The organism is Nostocoides japonicum T1-X7 (assembly GCF_001046855.1).
Lineage (GTDB): Bacteria > Actinomycetota > Actinomycetes > Actinomycetales > Dermatophilaceae > Nostocoides > Nostocoides japonicum.
Window position 1 is genome coordinate 3,226,557 of record NZ_HF570958.1, and the last position, 15,477, is coordinate 3,242,033.

At 72.0% G+C, this 15,477-nt stretch carries 15 protein-coding genes and 1 riboswitch; of the genes, 12 read left to right on the forward strand and 3 right to left on the reverse strand.

Annotated features, from left to right (window positions below):
- The 9 genes from BN12_RS14560 to BN12_RS14600 form a co-directional block, all read left to right on the forward strand.
- Positions 1 to 633 (forward strand): alpha/beta fold hydrolase (locus BN12_RS14560; RefSeq protein WP_048553540.1); only part of this gene is annotated, 633 nt, incomplete at its 5' end.
- Positions 630 to 1,265: a 4'-phosphopantetheinyl transferase family protein gene (locus tag BN12_RS14565; RefSeq protein WP_053080045.1), complete on the forward strand. Its 636-nt coding sequence runs from the start codon at positions 630 to 632 to the stop codon at positions 1,263 to 1,265. The genes BN12_RS14560 and BN12_RS14565, both read left to right, overlap by 4 nt.
- A gap of 228 nt (positions 1,266 to 1,493) precedes the next feature.
- A complete protein-coding gene (locus BN12_RS14570) occupies positions 1,494 to 2,459 on the forward strand; it encodes a respiratory chain complex I subunit 1 family protein (RefSeq protein ID WP_048553542.1) in 966 nt (321 codons plus the stop codon).
- On the forward strand, positions 2,459 to 3,130 hold the full coding sequence (locus BN12_RS14575) for a hydrogenase (protein WP_048553544.1): 672 nt from the start codon (positions 2,459 to 2,461) through the stop codon (positions 3,128 to 3,130). The genes BN12_RS14570 and BN12_RS14575 overlap by 1 nt, the downstream gene beginning before the upstream one ends.
- A gap of 5 nt (positions 3,131 to 3,135) precedes the next feature.
- Positions 3,136 to 4,632 carry a proton-conducting transporter transmembrane domain-containing protein gene (locus tag BN12_RS14580; RefSeq protein ID WP_048553546.1) on the forward strand — a complete coding sequence of 499 codons (1,497 nt, stop codon included), beginning with the start codon at positions 3,136 to 3,138 and terminating at the stop codon, positions 4,630 to 4,632.
- Positions 4,629 to 6,149 carry a hydrogenase large subunit gene (locus BN12_RS14585; protein ID WP_048553549.1) on the forward strand — a complete coding sequence of 507 codons (1,521 nt, stop codon included), beginning with the start codon at positions 4,629 to 4,631 and terminating at the stop codon, positions 6,147 to 6,149. The genes BN12_RS14580 and BN12_RS14585 overlap by 4 nt, the downstream gene beginning before the upstream one ends.
- A gap of 61 nt (positions 6,150 to 6,210) precedes the next feature.
- The gene (locus BN12_RS14590; RefSeq protein ID WP_157635502.1) at positions 6,211 to 7,044 is read left to right on the forward strand and encodes an NADH-quinone oxidoreductase subunit B family protein; all 834 of its coding nucleotides are present in this window, start codon (positions 6,211 to 6,213) and stop codon (positions 7,042 to 7,044) included.
- A complete protein-coding gene (locus BN12_RS14595; protein WP_053080046.1) occupies positions 7,041 to 9,119 on the forward strand; it encodes a proton-conducting transporter transmembrane domain-containing protein in 2,079 nt (692 codons plus the stop codon). Before BN12_RS14590 ends, BN12_RS14595 begins: the two co-directional genes overlap by 4 nt.
- Before the next feature lie 48 nt (positions 9,120 to 9,167).
- A riboswitch (Fluoride riboswitch) is annotated at positions 9,168 to 9,246 on the forward strand.
- A 51-nt stretch (positions 9,247 to 9,297) separates the two neighbouring features.
- Positions 9,298 to 9,846 (forward strand): universal stress protein, encoded by a 549-nt coding sequence (locus BN12_RS14600; protein ID WP_048553551.1) that lies wholly within the window; start codon positions 9,298 to 9,300, stop codon positions 9,844 to 9,846.
- A gap of 15 nt (positions 9,847 to 9,861) precedes the next feature.
- Here BN12_RS14600 and BN12_RS14605 read toward each other — a convergent pair whose 3' ends face one another.
- From BN12_RS14605 to BN12_RS24585, 3 genes are all read right to left on the reverse strand, one after another.
- Positions 9,862 to 10,293 carry a VOC family protein gene (locus BN12_RS14605; protein ID WP_048553553.1) on the reverse strand — a complete coding sequence of 144 codons (432 nt, stop codon included), beginning with the start codon at positions 10,291 to 10,293 and terminating at the stop codon, positions 9,862 to 9,864.
- A gap of 106 nt (positions 10,294 to 10,399) precedes the next feature.
- Positions 10,400 to 10,855 (reverse strand): helix-turn-helix domain-containing protein, encoded by a 456-nt coding sequence (locus BN12_RS14610; RefSeq protein WP_048553554.1) that lies wholly within the window; start codon positions 10,853 to 10,855, stop codon positions 10,400 to 10,402.
- Between the two features lie 120 nt (positions 10,856 to 10,975).
- Positions 10,976 to 11,557, reverse strand: a complete 582-nt coding sequence (locus BN12_RS24585) for a hypothetical protein (RefSeq protein ID WP_157635503.1) — start codon at positions 11,555 to 11,557, stop codon at positions 10,976 to 10,978.
- 476 nt (positions 11,558 to 12,033) lie between these two features.
- On the opposite strand from BN12_RS24585, the gene BN12_RS23860 reads away from it, so the two are divergent.
- The 3 genes from BN12_RS23860 to BN12_RS14635 all read left to right on the forward strand — a co-directional run bounded on the left by BN12_RS23860 (position 12,034) and on the right by BN12_RS14635 (position 15,152).
- On the forward strand, positions 12,034 to 12,963 hold the full coding sequence (locus BN12_RS23860) for a GmrSD restriction endonuclease domain-containing protein (RefSeq protein WP_048556435.1): 930 nt from the start codon (positions 12,034 to 12,036) through the stop codon (positions 12,961 to 12,963).
- Between the two features lie 84 nt (positions 12,964 to 13,047).
- Positions 13,048 to 13,575 (forward strand): hypothetical protein, encoded by a 528-nt coding sequence (locus BN12_RS14625; protein WP_157635504.1) that lies wholly within the window; start codon positions 13,048 to 13,050, stop codon positions 13,573 to 13,575.
- Positions 13,576 to 13,715: 140 nt separating this feature from the next.
- Positions 13,716 to 15,152, forward strand: a complete 1,437-nt coding sequence (locus BN12_RS14635; RefSeq protein ID WP_157635505.1) for a glycosyltransferase family 39 protein — start codon at positions 13,716 to 13,718, stop codon at positions 15,150 to 15,152.
- The last annotated feature ends 325 nt before the right edge of the window (positions 15,153 to 15,477 follow it).

The window sequence follows — 15,477 nt, forward strand, 5'->3', positions numbered from 1 at the left end:
GAGCCGGTCGCCGACCTCGCCGCGCTGGCCGAGCGGCAGCTCGCGGCGATCCGCCGGATCGTCGGCGACGGGTCCTTCCATGTCGCCGGCTGGTCGCTCGGCGGCATGGCGGCCCACGCCGTCGCGGCCCTCGCCCGGAGCGACGGTCAGTCCGTCGGATCGGTCACCCTGCTCGACGCATACCCGCCGGAGCAGTGGCACCACCTCGCGGAGCCGACCGAGACGGACGCCCTCGTCGGCATCCTCCGGCTCGCGGGCCTCGACGCACCGGGCGAGAACGACGCCGACACACCACTGAGCCGCCCCGTCGTCGCCGACCTGCTCCGCCGCTCCGGCAGCGCCCTCGCGTCCCTCCCACCGCGGGTCCTCGACGGGTGCGTCGCGAGCGTCATCGAGGCGACCCGGCTCGTCCGAACCCCGTTGCCGCGCGGGCTGCCCGGCGGCCTCACCGTCGTCGTCGCGACGGCGCCGAGACCCGAGACTCACCTCGACCCGGACGGGTGGGCCGGACACGTGGAGGGCGAGGTGCGGATCGTCCCTCTCGCCGCGACCCACGGCCAGCTCGTCCGCCGCCCGGTCGCGTCGACCGTCGCCGGCATCATCGCCGAGGGCATGGGGATCGCCGCGGGATGACGACGCCCATCGCGCGGTTCGCGGCCGTCGACAGGGTGGACGTCGATGCGTCCCTGAGCGCCGTCGAGCTCGCTCGCGGCGACCGATACCTCCGGCTCGAGGACCGGGCCTCCTACCGGGCGGCGCATCTGCTCGTGCGGGCCTGTGCCGCCGAGCTGTTGGGGTGCGCTCCGGCCACGCTCACCGTCGCCCAGCGGTGCGAGGTATGCGGGGCGCGTGACCACGGGCGTCCCCACCTCGAGGAGCACCCGGGCGTCCACGTGAGCCTGTCGCATACCCGTGGTCACGTTGCGGCGGCGGCCGCCTGGACGCCGTGCGGTGTCGACGTCGAACGGCTCCGACCGATCGCCCCACCGCCCCTCGCGCTGTCCCCCGCCGAGTCGCGATGGCTCGCCGCGCAGGACGACCCGGCGGCGTTCCTGCGCCTGTGGGTCCGCAAGGAGGCGCTCGTCAAGGCCGGGTTCGCGCGTCCGGATCGGCTCGCGGAGGTGGACGCCCTCGAGGTCGTTCCCGACGCGGATGTCGCGGACTGGTCCGACGACGAGGCGGTCGGCGCCCTCGTCGTCCGCCCGGCGGTCGCGACGCCGACGCGCCGCGCCGCCCGCTTGACGCACCGTCGTCGCCAGGGTTGACTGTGGCCACAGGTGATGGACCCCACCTGGGGCGAGGCCCCGAACCGCATCCGCTAATGGCTCCTGCGACGTTGACGTCGAGGAGCCTCTGTGTTGCCCCTGCGCCCTTTTCCGACGACCGCCCCGCCGACGGCACCCGATCCGGGATGCCGTTCCGGGGCGTCCGCATCCGGCGCCGACGACGCGCGGGGCCCGGCTGACCGACGGGCCCGCTGAGGGCACCAGTCCATGACCACCCTCGAGCTCACGCCGCCGGTCATCCAGGCGACGCAGGTCCTCACGATCGCCGTCGGGGCCCCGCTCATCACCGGCGTCATCGCACGGGTCGAGGCGATGCTCCAGGGCAGGCACGGTCCGCGGGTGCTCCAGCCGTACTCCGACCTGGCCAAGCTGTTCCGCAAGGAGTCCCTCGCACCGCGCGGGACCGGGCCGTTCTTCCTCGCCGCACCGTTCGTCGCGATGGCCTGCTACCTCACGGTGCCGCTCCTCATCCCCGTCCTCACGAGCTACGCGCTGCCGCTGGGCTTCATGGGCGACATCCTGGGCGGCGGCTTCGTCCTCGCCCTCGCCAGCTTCGTCGTCGCCGTCGCCGCCGCGGAGACCGGTGACAGCTATGCCCAGCTCGGCTCCAGCCGCGCCAAGACGTTCGGGGCGATCACCGAGCCCGTCGTCCTGCTCGTCGTCTTCACGGTCGCCATCGTCACGGCGACCGACCTGCCGTACGTGCTGGGCGCGACGGTCCGCAGCAGCCCCGACCAGATCGTCCGGCCGGCGCACCTGCTCGCCTCCGCGGCCCTCTTCATGGTCATCCTCTTCGAGACCGGGCGCATCCCCATCGAGACTCATACCGGCACGACCGAGCTCGGGATGATCGAGGAGGCTCGCCCCTTCGAGCACTCCGGGCCCTACTTCGCGGTCCTCAAGTGGGGCTCGATGGCCAAGCAGCTCATCCTCTTCACCCTCCTGCTCAACGTGTTCGTCGCTCCGTGGGGCATGGCCGCGACCCGCGACGTCGGCGGCGTCCTCCTCGCGGTCGTCCTCCTGCTCGCCAAGTCGTGCGTCCTCGGCGGCGTCATCGCCGTCATCGACGACTCCTTCGCGAAGCTGCGCCTGTTCAAGATCACCGAGTTCGTCGCTGCCGCCTTCCTTCTCGCGATCCTCGCGATCTTCACCCTCTACCTCGGAGGCGGCTGATGACCGGCACCGGCGCACCGACCCTCTTCGACGGCGTCGCCAACACCATCGCCGTCGTCGTCCTCCTCCTGGAGTTCCTCATGCTCCGCGCGGCGATGCTCCGCGCGCAGGTCCGGTTGTATGCCATCCAGTCCCTCGTCGTGTCCGTCCTCGCCGCCGTCGTCGCGGCCGGACGGGACGTCCCCGAGCTCTACGTCCTCGCCGTCGTCTCCTTCCTCATGAAGGCCGTCATCGTCCCGTGGCTCATCCTGCGACTCCTTCGGGACGCGTCCGCCGAGATCGCCGGGAGCGGCGTGCTGTCCGTGGCGAGCGAGGTGCTTCTCGCGATCGTCGTCGCGGCGTTCGGCTTCTTCACCGTCAACACCCTCGACATCCACTCCGACGTCCTGCCGGCGACCGCGCTCAGCGTGGCGTTCGCCGTGGTCCTCGTCGCCTTCGTCCTCATCATCATGCGCCGCGACGTCGTGAGCCAGGCGGTCGGCTTCTTCTCCCTGGAGAACGGCGTGTCGATGGTCAGCCTCGTCGTGGCCGCCGGGATGCCGCTCATCCTCGAGGTGGCCTTCCTCTTCGACCTCCTTGTGGCCGTCGTCGTCTTCGGTGTGCTCATGCGGGTGCACCACGGGCGAACCCGGTCGCTGTCCACCATCGAGCTCACGAGACTGCGGGGCTGAGGCTCATGTCGACCGCCACGCTGCTCCTCGTCGTCGGCACCCTGCCGGCCCTCGCGACCCTGCTGTGCGTCGTGCTGCCGCACCGGGCCGCGGCCGCCGTCACCCTCGCCGTCGCCCTCGTCTGCCTCGCCGCCGTGATCCGGCTCGTCCCCCCCACCGCACACGGGGTCGTCGCGCTCGGCTTCCTGCGTGTCGACGCTCTCTCCGAGGTCTTCCTCCTGCCGACCGGACTCCTCTACGCCGCCGCGGCGGCCTTCTCCATCGGCTACCTCGGCGACGAGGCACGTCAGGCCGCGGCGAGCGGCGGGCACCGGCAGCGTCTCTTCTCCCGCTACAGCCGGCTCTTCTTCGTCGGCTTCAACGCGTTCGCCTGGTCGATGTTCTGCGCTCCGATGGCCGACGGGCTCGCACTGCTCTGGATCGCCGTCGAGGTGACGACCGTCGTCTCCGCGCTGCTCGTCGCGCTCGACAACACCGAGGGGGCGACCGAGGCCGCCTGGAAGTACGTCCTCATCGCCTCCTGCGGCCTCGGCATCGCCCTCCTCGCGACGATCGTCATGTACTACGCGGGGGCCCAGGCGATGGGTCAGTCCTACGACCTCGCCCTCGACCCGCTCGTCGCCCACGCGGCCCAGCTGCCGCAGACACCCGTGCGGCTCGCCTTCGTCCTCGCCGTCGTCGGGTTCGGGACGAAGGTGGGCCTGTTCCCCATGCATACGTGGCTTCCCGACGCCCACGCCGAGGCGCCGACGCCCGTCTCCGCTCTCCTGTCCGGATCACTGCTCGCGGTCAGCTTCTACGCCATCCTCCGCTACGACGAGGTCACCCGGATCACGGTCGGCGACCGCTTCCCCCAGGGCGTCCTCCTCGTCTTCGGCGTCGCCTCGCTCCTGCTGGCCTCGCTGAGCCTGCTCCAGCAGGCCGACCTCAAACGGCTGCTCGCCTACTCGAGCGTCGAGCACATGGGCATCCTCGCCATCGGCATCTCCTTCGGGAGCCCGCTCGCCGCGGTGGGCGTCCTCCTCCACGTGCTGGCCCACGCCGCCGCCAAGGGCAACGCCTTCCTCGGCGCCGGTGTCGTCGTCCGGGTCTTCCGCACCAAGTCCCTCGCCCGGATCCGCGGGGTCCTGGACCGCCTGCCCTGGACCGGTCCGCTCCTGCTCGCCTCGATCCTCGCCCTGTGCGCCATGCCGCCCTTCGGGCTGTTCCGCAGCGAGTTCGACATCGTCGCGGGAGGGATCGGGGCGGGTCAGCACACGGCCGGCGCGATCCTCGTGATCCTCGTGACGATCGCCTTCCTCGGGCTTCTCGGGTCGGTCGTCCGGCTCGTCCTCACCTCGCCCGCGACGGCAGCGCCGGGTCGCGAGCCGAGCGCCTGGATGGTCGTCCCCATGGTCGGCCTCCTCGCCGTGCTCCTCGTCCTCGGCGTCCACCCGCCGGAGGACCTCTCGACGCTCCTCTCGGCCGCCGCCGGGCAGCTCGCCGGCGCGGTGGCGCGATGACGACGCCGGCGCGGACGGACGCCCGCGAGGTCGTCCTCGACGTGGCGGGGTGGGGCGACGACGTCCGGGGACGCGCAGCCGCCGGTGCACGGCTCGTCGGCGTCTACGGCTCGGACCGTGGGGACGGCTGCCGGCTCACCGCCGTCCTCGCCGAGCAGGACCGGCTCGGGGCGCTGAGCACGATCGTTCCCGCCGGCACCGACGGCGTCGCGCGGTATCGGTCGCTGAGCCCGGAGGTCCCCGCCGCGTTCTGGTACGAGCGGGCCCTCCACGACCTCTCCGGCGTCGTCCCGGAGGGCCATCCGCGGCTCGACCCCCTCCTGCTCGACCGCGGCGGATCGACTCCGGCTCCCCGCCCGGGTGGCCCCGCGGTCGCCTCGGGTGGGACACCGATGGCCGGTGAGCGGCCCGGACCCGTCGATGTCGTCGGCCACGGCATGTTCACCCTGCCCCTCGGCCCCGTCCGCTCGGGCGTGTTCGAGTCCATCGAGCTCCTCCTCGAGACGCCGGGCGAGGACATCCCACACGTCAACGTGCGGCCCCACTACAAGCACCGCGGCGTCGCCAAGCAGTTCGAGGGACGCGCCCCCCGGGACGCCGTCCTCGTCGCCGAGCGAGTCGAGGGGATCAGCTCGGTCGCCCATGCCCTCGCCTTCTGTCACGCCGTCGAGGACCTCGCCGGCATCGAGGTGCCCCGGCACGCGCGGCTGGTGCGCGTCGTGCTCGCCGAGCTGGAGCGGATGGCCAACCACCTGGACGTCACGATGCGGCTCGCCGACGCGGCGGGCCTCGCCGTCGCGGTGAGCCGGTTCGGCTGGCACAAGGAGCGGGTGCTCCGTCTCACGTCGTCGGTATGCGGGAACCGGTTCGGCCGCGCAACGGTCGGGATCGGCGGCCTGTGCCGGGGCCTCGACCTCGACACGCGCTCGCTCGCGGAGGAGCTCCGGGCCCTCGGGTCGCGGATCCGCTCCGACATCCGCGCCCTCGAGGCGTCCGCCTCCTTCCTCGACCGGCTCCGCGGGACCGGGCCGCTGGCGCACGAACGGGCCGTCCAGCACGGAGCCGTCGGACCGATCGGACGCGCGAGCGCCGTCGACAACGACGTGCGTCGGATGCGGCCCTACGACGGGTACCGCGACCTGCCTCCCGTGCCCGCCCCGCACGCCTGGTCGGGGGACGTCCTCGCCCGCTCCCGCGTCCGATGGGAGGAGCTGATGACGTCGGTGGCGACGCTCCTCGACGCGCTCGACACGCTCGGCCGGGCACCGGTCCCCGCCTCCGAGGCCACTGATACCCGCGTCCCCGACGGGCTGGGGCTCGGCTCTGCAGAGTCCGCGCAGGGCGAGGTCGTCCACGCACTCGAGCTGTCCGGCGGGATCGTCCGTCGCTGCTTCGCGCGGTCGGCCTCGTTCCACGACCTCGTCCTCTTCCACGACGTGTTCACCGGCGACGTCTTCACCGACCTGCCGTTCATCGAGGCGAGCTTCGGGCTCGGCTACGCGGGGGTGGCGATGTGACTCCCACCGTGCCGCGGCCCGGCTCCGAGTCGCCTCGCCCGACGACGGAGAGGGGGCTGTGATGCCACTGCCCTGGGCCTTGCGCGGGCTCCTCAACGGCACCTTGACGACCCGCTACCCGGGTCGCTCCGACCCGTATCTCGACGGCTTCGCCGCGACGGTCGAGGTGGTCGGCGGCCGCGACCCGGATCCTCCCGGCGTGCTCCCCACCCAGGAGGCTCTCGACGCGGTCTGTCCCACGGGTGCGCTCCACCGATCAGAGAGTGGGGACCCGGTCGTGACCGTCGACCGCGGCGCGTGCATCGCCTGCGGCCGGTGCGTCCTGGCATACCCCGAGGTCTTCGCCTGGCGCCGCGGCGCCGACGTGGCGGCCCTGACGCGCGGTGCCCTCGTCGTCCCCTCCGCCGACGACACCGAGGAGGCGGTCGCGGCGGTGCGCCGGGCGCTGGCGGACCGGGTCCGGGGCCTGCGGCGCTCGGTCCACATCCGGCATGTCGACGCGGGCTCCGACGGCAGCGACGAGTGGGAGGTCCAGGCGCTGCTCAACCCCGTCTACGACGTGAACCGGCTCGGCATCTTCTTCACGGCGAGCCCGCGCCATGCCGACATCCTGCTCGTCACGGGCGTCGGCGCTCCGGGGATGCGCGCCCCGCTGCACCGGACCCGGGAGGCGATGCCCGATCCGGTCGTCGTCGTCGCGGTGGGCACCGATGCCGTGAGCGGCGGGCTGTTCCGGCACGGGTACGGCAGCTCCGGAGGGGTGGGAGACCTCGTCGACGTCGACGTATGGGTGCCCGGATCACCCGCGTCGCCGTTCAGCATCCTGCACGGCCTCCTCCTCGCCCTCGACCGCGTGCCGGCCGAGCGGGCGCCCGCGGACGGGAGCGACCGATGACCATCCTGCTGGCGGGTGTCGCGTTCGGGCTGGCCGCCCTCGCCTCCGTCGTCGGCGGGAGGCTCGGTCGGTGGCCCGCAGTCGTCGGCTGGCTGGGCAACAGCCTGGGCTGTCTCCTCGTCCTGCTCGCCGCGGCCCGGGCGATGACCGCCCACGCCGGCACCGTGCCCCTCGGCCGGCTCGGCGACCTCGGACCCGGCCTCGGCACTGCCACGCTCGGACTCGACCATCTCGCAGGGATGTTCGCCCTCGTGACCTTCGGCGTCGCCCTACCTGCCTGCCTCACGGGGCTGCGGGCGTCGGCGAGTGCCCGGCCCCGACTGCCGGCCGTCGTCGCCGCCTGTCTCGCGTCGGTCCTCCTCGTCCTCTGTGCCCAGGACCTCTTCGTGCTCCTCTTCGGGTGGGAGGGGCTGACGCTCAGCTTCTTCCTCCTCACCGGGATGGACCGGAGCAGTGCGCAGACCGCGCCGGCGGCCCTGTCCGCCGCGACGTTCGGGAAGGCGAGCGGTGCGGCGGTGCTCCTCGGCGGGCTCCTCGCGGCCGGCACGGGCGGTCTCTCGTATGCCGACCTCGGCCACGCCCATGGCCCCGCCGCCGACGCCGCATTCGCGCTGCTCGTCCTCGGGTTCGGCGTGAAGATCGGCGTCGTGCCCGTACAGATCTGGCTGCCGCCGACCTACGCCGCCGCCCCGGGCCCCGCCCGCGCGGTCATGGCGGGGGCGGCCGTCAACGTCGGCTTCTACGGCCTGTGGCGCACCCTGCAGCTCCTCGGCCCCCCGCCCACCTGGCTCGTGATCGTCGTGCTCCTCGTCGCCGGTGTGACCGCGGCGCTCGGAATCGCCCACGCCGCGGTCCATCCCGATATCCGTGGGCTCGTCGCCTGGTCGAGCGTCGAGAACGCCGGCGTCATCGGTGCCGGGTACGGCGTGGCTCTCGTCGGGTCACGCGTCGGCGACGACCGGCTCATGGCCGTCGGTCTCGTCGCGGCGACGGCGCAGGTCGTCGCCCACGCCCTCGGCAAGAGCCTGCTCTTCGTCGTCGTGCGCGAGGTGGAGCAGTCGAGCGGCACGACCGACCTCGACGCACTCCGTGACGTCGCCCGCTCCCAGCCATGGGTGGGAGCCGGACTCACCGTCGGCGCGCTGACCCTGGCCGGACTCCCGTTGACCGCGGGATTCGCCTCGGAGTGGCTCACCCTCGAGTCGCTCATGCAGCAGTTCCGCATCGACGAGCTCGGGATGCAGCTCGGGTCCGCGGTCGCGGGAGCCCTCGTCGCGCTCTCCATCGGGATCGCCGGGGTCACCTTCGTCCGGCTCATCGCCCTGACGTCCTTCGGTGCGGGCCGTGCCGTCCGGCGCCGGCCCGAGCCGGTGGCCGTCCGCGTCGCGGTCGGGCTTCTCGTCGCCGGCTGCCTCGGGCTCGCGGTGGCCGCGCCGTGGGAGGTGGACGTGATCGCGGACGGGATCCGCCCCGTCGTCTCCGGGACCGTCGACGGCGTCCACGCCTCGCCGTGGGTCATCCAGCCCGTCTACGCCGGGTTCTCGTCGCTCTCGCCGTCGTGGCTGTGGCTCGTCGTCCCCGCCTACGTGCTGCTCCTTCTCCTCCTCGTCACCGGCCTGTCGGGACGCCGGCTGTGGAGCGTCCGCCGGGTGCCGGCCTGGTCGTCGGCCTCCCCCGGTGTGGACCGCGGGGTCGGGTACACGTCGTTCGCCTACGCCAACCCGATGCGCAAGGTCCTCGCCAACCTGCTGCTCACCCACCACGAGCTCGAGGCGGTGTCCGTCTCCGAGCGGCAGGCCGCAGCGAGGCTCGCCGAGGACCGGTCCCCGGCCACCCAGGCCGATGAGTCGGCCCGCCGCCCGGACGGGACGGATCCCGACCACGCCGACCGGCTGGCATACCAGGTCGACGTCGTGGAGGTCGTCGAGAGGTATCTCTACCGGCCGCTGTATGCCGTGCTGAGCGGTGCCGCGCGCGCCACGACGCGCCTGCAGTCGGGGCGTCTGGACGCCTACGTGGCATACCTGCTCGTCGTCCTCCTCGCCGTCATCGCCCTCGTCGCAGCCCTCGCGTGAGTCCCTTGGCGGTCGTCACGCTCGCCCCGCCGGGGCGACACCGATAGGGTCGGACTCGGTGATGGATCCCACCGGGGCGTGAGGCTCACGCCCGAACCGCCTCCCGGATGATGGTTCCTGACTCGTCTCGCGACGGGCAGGTCGCCGTGCCCGTCCATGACATCCGGAAGGCACGCCGATGGCCCACGAACACGTCCCACCGCAGCCGCATCCGTCACGCCTCACCGAGTTCGGCGGTCACCCCCTCGTCGTGTCGATCATGCCCGACCAGCCGCCCCTCGTCGCCATCACGGCGGCGTCGCTCGGCCGCGCCATCGGCGCCCCCGCGCTCTACTTCGCCTATGTCGACACCGAGCGCTACACGATCGAGGAGTACCCCGACGGCACGGTCCGGCACGGCTCCATCGACCCCGACGTCGCCGACACCGGCTGGGAGGACACCGCGGCGGCGCTCACCCGCTCGGTGGCCGACGCGATGGCCGGCCAGGACGTGCCGTGGCAGTTCCGGTACCTCGCCGGCCGGATCGACCGCTCGCTGACACACCTCGCGCGGGCCGTCGACGCCGCCGCCCTCGTCGTCGCCTCGCACGTCGGGCACCATCACCGCCACATCCGAGACTTCCTCAACACCTCCGTGTCGGTCCAGCTCGCCCACCACCAGCACCGGCCCGTCCTCGTCGTCCCCCTCGAGGTCGTCGACTGGGAGGGGCGGGCTCCCTGGGACTGACCGGCGTCTGGCGCGTCAGGCGGTCTCCTCCGCGGCGGCCTTGCCCTGCTGGAGGATCCGGATGGCGTTGCCGAACGGGTCCCGGACGCCCATGTCGGTGCCGTAGAAGTGCTCGGTGGGCTCCTGGGTGAAGTCGGTGACGCCCCGCTCGCGGAGCGTGTCGTAGAGCGCGTGAGCGTCGTCGGTGATGAAGACGAGCCCGCCGCCGAGCGCGCCCTTGGTGATGAGCTCGCGGATCTGCTCGGCCGTCGCCTCGTCGTGGAGCGGCGGACCGGGCTGCTCCAGCGAGATCTCGGTCGACTCGCCGGGGACCCGCACCGTGAGCCAGCGGTAGTCGCCCTGGCGGACGTCGTTGGCCTTCTCGAGCCCGAGCTTGCCGACGTAGAAGTCGAGGGCCTGCTCCTTGTCGAGGACGAGGATGGTGGCGACGTTGAGTCGGGTGATCATGGCTCTCTCCTGGCGTCTTCCGAGTGGGACGCCGTCGATCCTACGGAGGTGGTGCCGGGTGGGACTTCTCCGAAACTGCTCGATGATCCGCGGCCGCCCGACCGGCTCACGGGCGCCCGGTGTCGGCGCTCGGTGACGGCTGCCCGCCCGCTGGTGCCGCTCGCCGGATGCTGCCGCGCGGTCGCATCGCGGCGAGCTGGACGCACTGCGGCGCGACGACCGGGCCGTGGCCCCTCCGGTAGTCGCGCGGCGTCTCTCCGACGATGTCCCGGAAGGTCCGGCTGAAGGTCCCCAGGCTCGTGAAGCCGACGGCGAAGCAGATCTCGGTGACGGTGCGGTCGGTCTCGCGCAGCAGGAACATCGAGCGCTCGATCCGCCGCCGCTGCAGGTACCGGTGAGGCGTCTCGCCGAACACCGCGCGGAAGCAACGGCTGAAGTGGGCGGGCGAGATGTGCGCCACCGCCGCCACGGTGCGCACGTCGAGCGGCTCGGCGTAGGCGCGGTCCATCGCGTCACGGGCGCGAAGGAGCCGCCGGTTGAGGTCCTCCGCGTCGCGGCTCACTCCCCCAACGGTACCGACGGAGGCGGACACCTCGACGCATGCGGCAGGCGCCTCGTCGCGGGCAACGCCGCCCCATCGACCATCACGAGCCCGTGACGACGGCAGCGACGCACGATCGGCCTATTCCGTCACTCGAGGTGCGACAGGAGGGCATTGCTGACTGTAAGAGAGTGCGTCGCCACTCGTGGCGCTGATCATGATGACGACATCGCAGTCGACATCGGGTGCAGTCACATCCTCAGCCCCCGCTGGGCCGTGCAGGTCCACCGGAGAGTGATGGAATGCCAGCACCCAGCTCAGTTCGTCGTGTGCCACCACGATCGGTGTGGCATCCGTGGGTCCGAAGTCCCCGGTCGTGACCAACCGCAGCGCGACCGTTGGCTCGCCCGATGCAAGGCCTCCGTCTGTGTACTGCTGTACCTCCTCGGAGGCCATCACGTCCGTCAGGGTGACGGAGGGTTCGGCATCGGGGGGCGCCGGCATCGTTCGTATCCCGAGAGACTCGTAGACGACTTCTCCGGGTCGTGGAGGCGTCGGCCGCCAGGGCACGGTCGCCTTGCCTGTCGGTATCGGCTCGTTGCTCGCATCACGCGGCGGCGACGTGTTCGGTGCCAGAGCGATGGCTGCCGTGGCTGTGCCGGCGACAGCGAAGGCAAGTGCGCCGACCAGTGTCGAACGTCGAAACCATGGGCCGATGGTCATCAGAGCACCTCCTTGTCCCAAATGTCGAAGGCGATACAACTCGAAGCGGATCTTCCCCAGCTCGTCGAGTTCTGGTTCACTCCCGTCAAGACGCACGGTATCGATGCCAATACGTCATCGGATACCCTCTGCGCACCCATGGCCGAGAACTTGGTGTGAGAGCTCGAAGTTCCGGGCATTCCTGAGGACAGGTAGCCCACCTCACCCATGAATTGGGGCCAGCCCCGACGATGGAGGGTCTTCCCACACACCCTCGCCGGAAGCCCCACGCCGCTATACCAGCGACACCATGGACATCACCGCCGCCGTCATCGCCGCAGACGCGCTGCACTGTCAGCGTGAGGCCGCCGGCCACACAACCGACAGCCGCTGTCCGGTCTGCGCCGTTCAGGCCGTTGGTGCACCATCGTCCTGTGGTGGAGGAGGGACGGACGGACGGTTCGCGTGGCGGTCGCTCCCTCGTCGCGTACGCCGTCGTGCCTCTCACCTCCGTGCTGGTGCTGTCGGGATGCCTCTCCGCACCGTCCTCGACGCCGAGCGCGGCTCCCTCCCCGGCCGCGTCCAGCACGTCCATCGCCGCCGCGCCGCCCGTCGGCGACGAGACCTCGACACGGCCCCCGCCCGGCTCTGCGCTCGCCACCCTGATGGAGCTTCCCGTCAAGGGCCGGGCGCCCCTGACCGGATACAGCCGGGAGGCGTTCGGTCCGGCGTGGCATGACAGCGACCGCAACGGCTGCGACACGCGGAACGACATCCTGCGACGAGACCTCGTCGCCCTCGTCCTCACGGCGGGGACGAACGGCTGCGTCGTCCTGCGCGGCACCCTGCATGACCCGTACACGGGCCGGACCATCGGGTTCGTCCGCGGTCGAGGCACGTCCGAGGTCGTCCAGATCGACCATGTCGTCGCCCTCGGCGACGCGTGGCAGAAGGGCGCCCAGCGGCTCACCGTCGCCCAGCGCACCGCCTTCGCCAACGACCCGCTGAACCTGCTCGCGGTCGCCGGGCCGACCAACGAGGCGAAGGGCGACGGTGACGCAGCGACCTGGCTGCCGCCGCGCACGGCATACCGGTGTGCGTATGTCGCGCGGCAGGTCGCCGTCAAGGCGGCCTATCGGCTGTGGGTCACCTCGGCGGAGCGTGATGCGATCCGTCGCGTCCTCGCGCGATGTCCCACCCAGAAGCTGCCAAGCGCAGGGCGGATCCCCTTGGGCGGCGGGAAGGTCGAGGCGGCGCCCTCCCCCACGAGGCCTGCCGCGGCGGCTCCTGGCAGCGCCGGGCCCGACCCTCGCTATCCCAGCTGTCGGGCGGCACGGGCCGCCGGGTTCGGCCCCTACGTCCGCGGCAGGGACCCCGAGTACGCCTGGTACCGCGACGGCGACGGGGACGGCGTCGTCTGCGAGTAGCAGGGAGGCGAAGCCTCGGGTATCAGGCGGGCCATCCATCGCTCCTGACCTTAGGGCCGAGCCGCCGGTCCGAGGATGAAGGGAATGGCCATGGATGCAGTTCTTCGCGGGGTCACGGGGATGACCGACCTCATGCATGCGACCCGCACCGAGGCGGCTCGCATCGTCGAGCTCACCGGGGGTGACGTGGTCGCCGAGCACGAGATGATCCTCGACCGGCTCGTCGACGCCGAGCTGCTGCGCCGCGACGAGGCGGTGGCGCTGCTGGAGATCTACCGGACGACCTACGAGGCCGGCGAGGGCAAGCGTGACCCGGCCCGCGCATACCTGCAGTCCCGCGCCGTCTTCGACAAGCTCGCCGCGCATCGCGAGGTGACCCCGATCGCGGTCGTCATCGGCTCGGCCGGACTCGGGGGCTACACGATCGGGGCCGGCGAGGACGGGTCCACCGTCGTGACGGTGATGCGACTGAGCTACACCCAGTCGTTGGCCGGAATCGGAGCCAGCATCGGCGTCATCCTCGGCGGCGCCGTGGGCGGGGTCCTCGGTGGTCAGATCGGTGGGCTCATCGGGGGAATCATCGACGACAAGAAGGACAAGAAGAAGACGTAGGATCAGCCGGTGGTCGTGAGGGGACGGCGAGTGTCATCGGCTCGACGCTGAGCGTCGGCACCAGGGGCGACGGCGCCGGGGGCGACGGCGCCGGGCGCGTCGGCGTCGCGCGCGTCGGCGTCGGCCGGTCGGTCGGCGTCGTGGCGGTGCTGCAGCTCGCGGTCCTGGTCGCGACCAGCGGTCGATACGGCTATCACCGCGACGAGATGTACTTCGTCGTGGCCGGCTCGCATCCCGCGTGGGGATATCCCGACCAGCCTCCGCTCGTGCCGCTGCTGTGCCGCGCCATGGACCTCGTCGCGCCGGGCTCGCTCATCGTCCTGCGGCTTCCCTCGGCGTTGGCCGCCGCCGTCACCACGGTGGTTGCCGCGCTCGTCGCGCGTGAGCTCGGGGGAGAACGCCGGGCTCAGCTCATCGCCGCGGCCTGCACAGCGTCGTCGGGGTTCGCGCTGGCGACCGGGCACTTCGTCACGACAACGACCTTCGACCTCCTGTCGACCTCCATCCTGTTGTGGCTGCTGGTCCGAGCGGTCCTACGACACAGCGGGCATTGTCTGCTCCTCGCGGGCGTGGTCACCGGTGTCGGTTGCGAAGCGAAGCCGCAGGTCGCGTTCGTTGCCGCGGTCGCGCTGGCCGCCATCCTCGTCATGGGCCCCCGGTGGGTCGTTCGGTCGCCGTGGCTGGCGGCCGCCATCGTGACCGCCGGCGCCCTCGCCGCGCCGTACGTCATCTGGCAAGCGGCTCATGGATGGCCGCAGCTGACCGTGGCGGGCAACATCGCCGGCTCCGCCGAGGGCGGGCGCGCCGGGTTCATCCCGTTCCAGCTCGTCATGGTCAGCCCGGTCCTCGTCCCGGTCTGGGTCGCCGGCCTGCTGGCGCCATGGCGGCGCGCGTCGATGCGGTCGCTGCGCTTCGTGCCGATCAGCTATGCGGCACTGGGCCTCGCCTACCTCATCGGCGACGGCAAGGCCTACTACCTGGCGAGCCTGTATCCGACGCTGCTGGGCATCGGCGCCATCCCCACCGCCGAGTGGAGCCGCCGAGCTGGACGACGCCTCCGACCGGCACTGCTCGGAGGTGCGGTTGCGGTGTCCTCGGCGATCAGCATGCTGATCGCCCTCCCGCTCCTGCCCCCGACGGCGCTGCAGGGAAGCGTCGTCATGGCGATCAACCCCGACCAGGGCGAGACCGTGGGCTGGCCCCGCTTCGTCGGGACCGTCGCCGCCGTCTGGGACTCGATCCCGGCCACGCAGCGCCGCGACACGGTGATCTTCGCGGGCAACTACGGCGAGGCCGGCGCAGTCGACCTCCTCGGCGGCACGTACCGCCTGCCGGATGCCTACAGCGGTCACAACGCCTTCAGCGAATGGGGACGGCCCCCTGACACGGCCACCCACGTCCTTCTTCTCGGCTTCGACGACTCCGCCGCTGCCGCGGATTTCACCGGCTGCACCCAACGCGCAGTCATCGACGACGGCGTGGGTCTGGACAACCAAGAGCAGGGTATGCCGGTCCTGCTGTGCCGACCCGACGATCCCTGGCACGACCTCTGGCCCGCGCTGCGGCACTATGACTGAGCGGGAGGACTGACGGGGTTCGACCCGGCCCGGTCTGTCAGACAGTGCCCGGGGGTCGCCTCATACCTCGACCGCGCGGGCCCTCCCGGGGTCGAGGTATCGAGACCCCACCGCCAGGTCGCCTCATACCTCGACCGCGCGGGCCCTCCCGGGGTCGAGGTATCGAGACCCCACCGCCAGGTCGCCTCATACCTCGACCGCGCGGGCCCTCCCGGGGTCGAGGTATCCAGCCCCCACCGCCAGGTCGCCCCATACCTCGACCGCGCGGGCCCTCCCGGAGTCGAGGTATCCAGCCCCCACCGCCAGGTCGCCCCATACCTCGACC

What these genes read in the sequence shown, in the direction of transcription:
- BN12_RS14590 (WP_157635502.1), top strand. Translation starts at nt 6,211, where the DNA reads ATGCCACTGCCCTGGGCCTTGCGCGGGCTCCTCAACGGCACCTTGACG.
- BN12_RS14605 (WP_048553553.1), bottom strand. Translation starts at nt 10,293, where the DNA reads ATGATCACCCGACTCAACGTCGCCACCATCCTCGTCCTCGACAAGGAG.
- BN12_RS14625 (WP_157635504.1), top strand. Translation starts at nt 13,048, where the DNA reads ATGGCCATGGATGCAGTTCTTCGCGGGGTCACGGGGATGACCGACCTC.
- BN12_RS14565 (WP_053080045.1), top strand. Translation starts at nt 630, where the DNA reads ATGACGACGCCCATCGCGCGGTTCGCGGCCGTCGACAGGGTGGACGTC.
- BN12_RS14585 (WP_048553549.1), top strand. Translation starts at nt 4,629, where the DNA reads ATGACGACGCCGGCGCGGACGGACGCCCGCGAGGTCGTCCTCGACGTG.
- BN12_RS14600 (WP_048553551.1), top strand. Translation starts at nt 9,298, where the DNA reads ATGGCCCACGAACACGTCCCACCGCAGCCGCATCCGTCACGCCTCACC.
- BN12_RS14595 (WP_053080046.1), top strand. Translation starts at nt 7,041, where the DNA reads ATGACCATCCTGCTGGCGGGTGTCGCGTTCGGGCTGGCCGCCCTCGCC.
- BN12_RS14575 (WP_048553544.1), top strand. Translation starts at nt 2,459, where the DNA reads ATGACCGGCACCGGCGCACCGACCCTCTTCGACGGCGTCGCCAACACC.
- BN12_RS14570 (WP_048553542.1), top strand. Translation starts at nt 1,494, where the DNA reads ATGACCACCCTCGAGCTCACGCCGCCGGTCATCCAGGCGACGCAGGTC.
- BN12_RS24585 (WP_157635503.1), bottom strand. Translation starts at nt 11,557, where the DNA reads ATGACCATCGGCCCATGGTTTCGACGTTCGACACTGGTCGGCGCACTT.
- BN12_RS14580 (WP_048553546.1), top strand. Translation starts at nt 3,136, where the DNA reads ATGTCGACCGCCACGCTGCTCCTCGTCGTCGGCACCCTGCCGGCCCTC.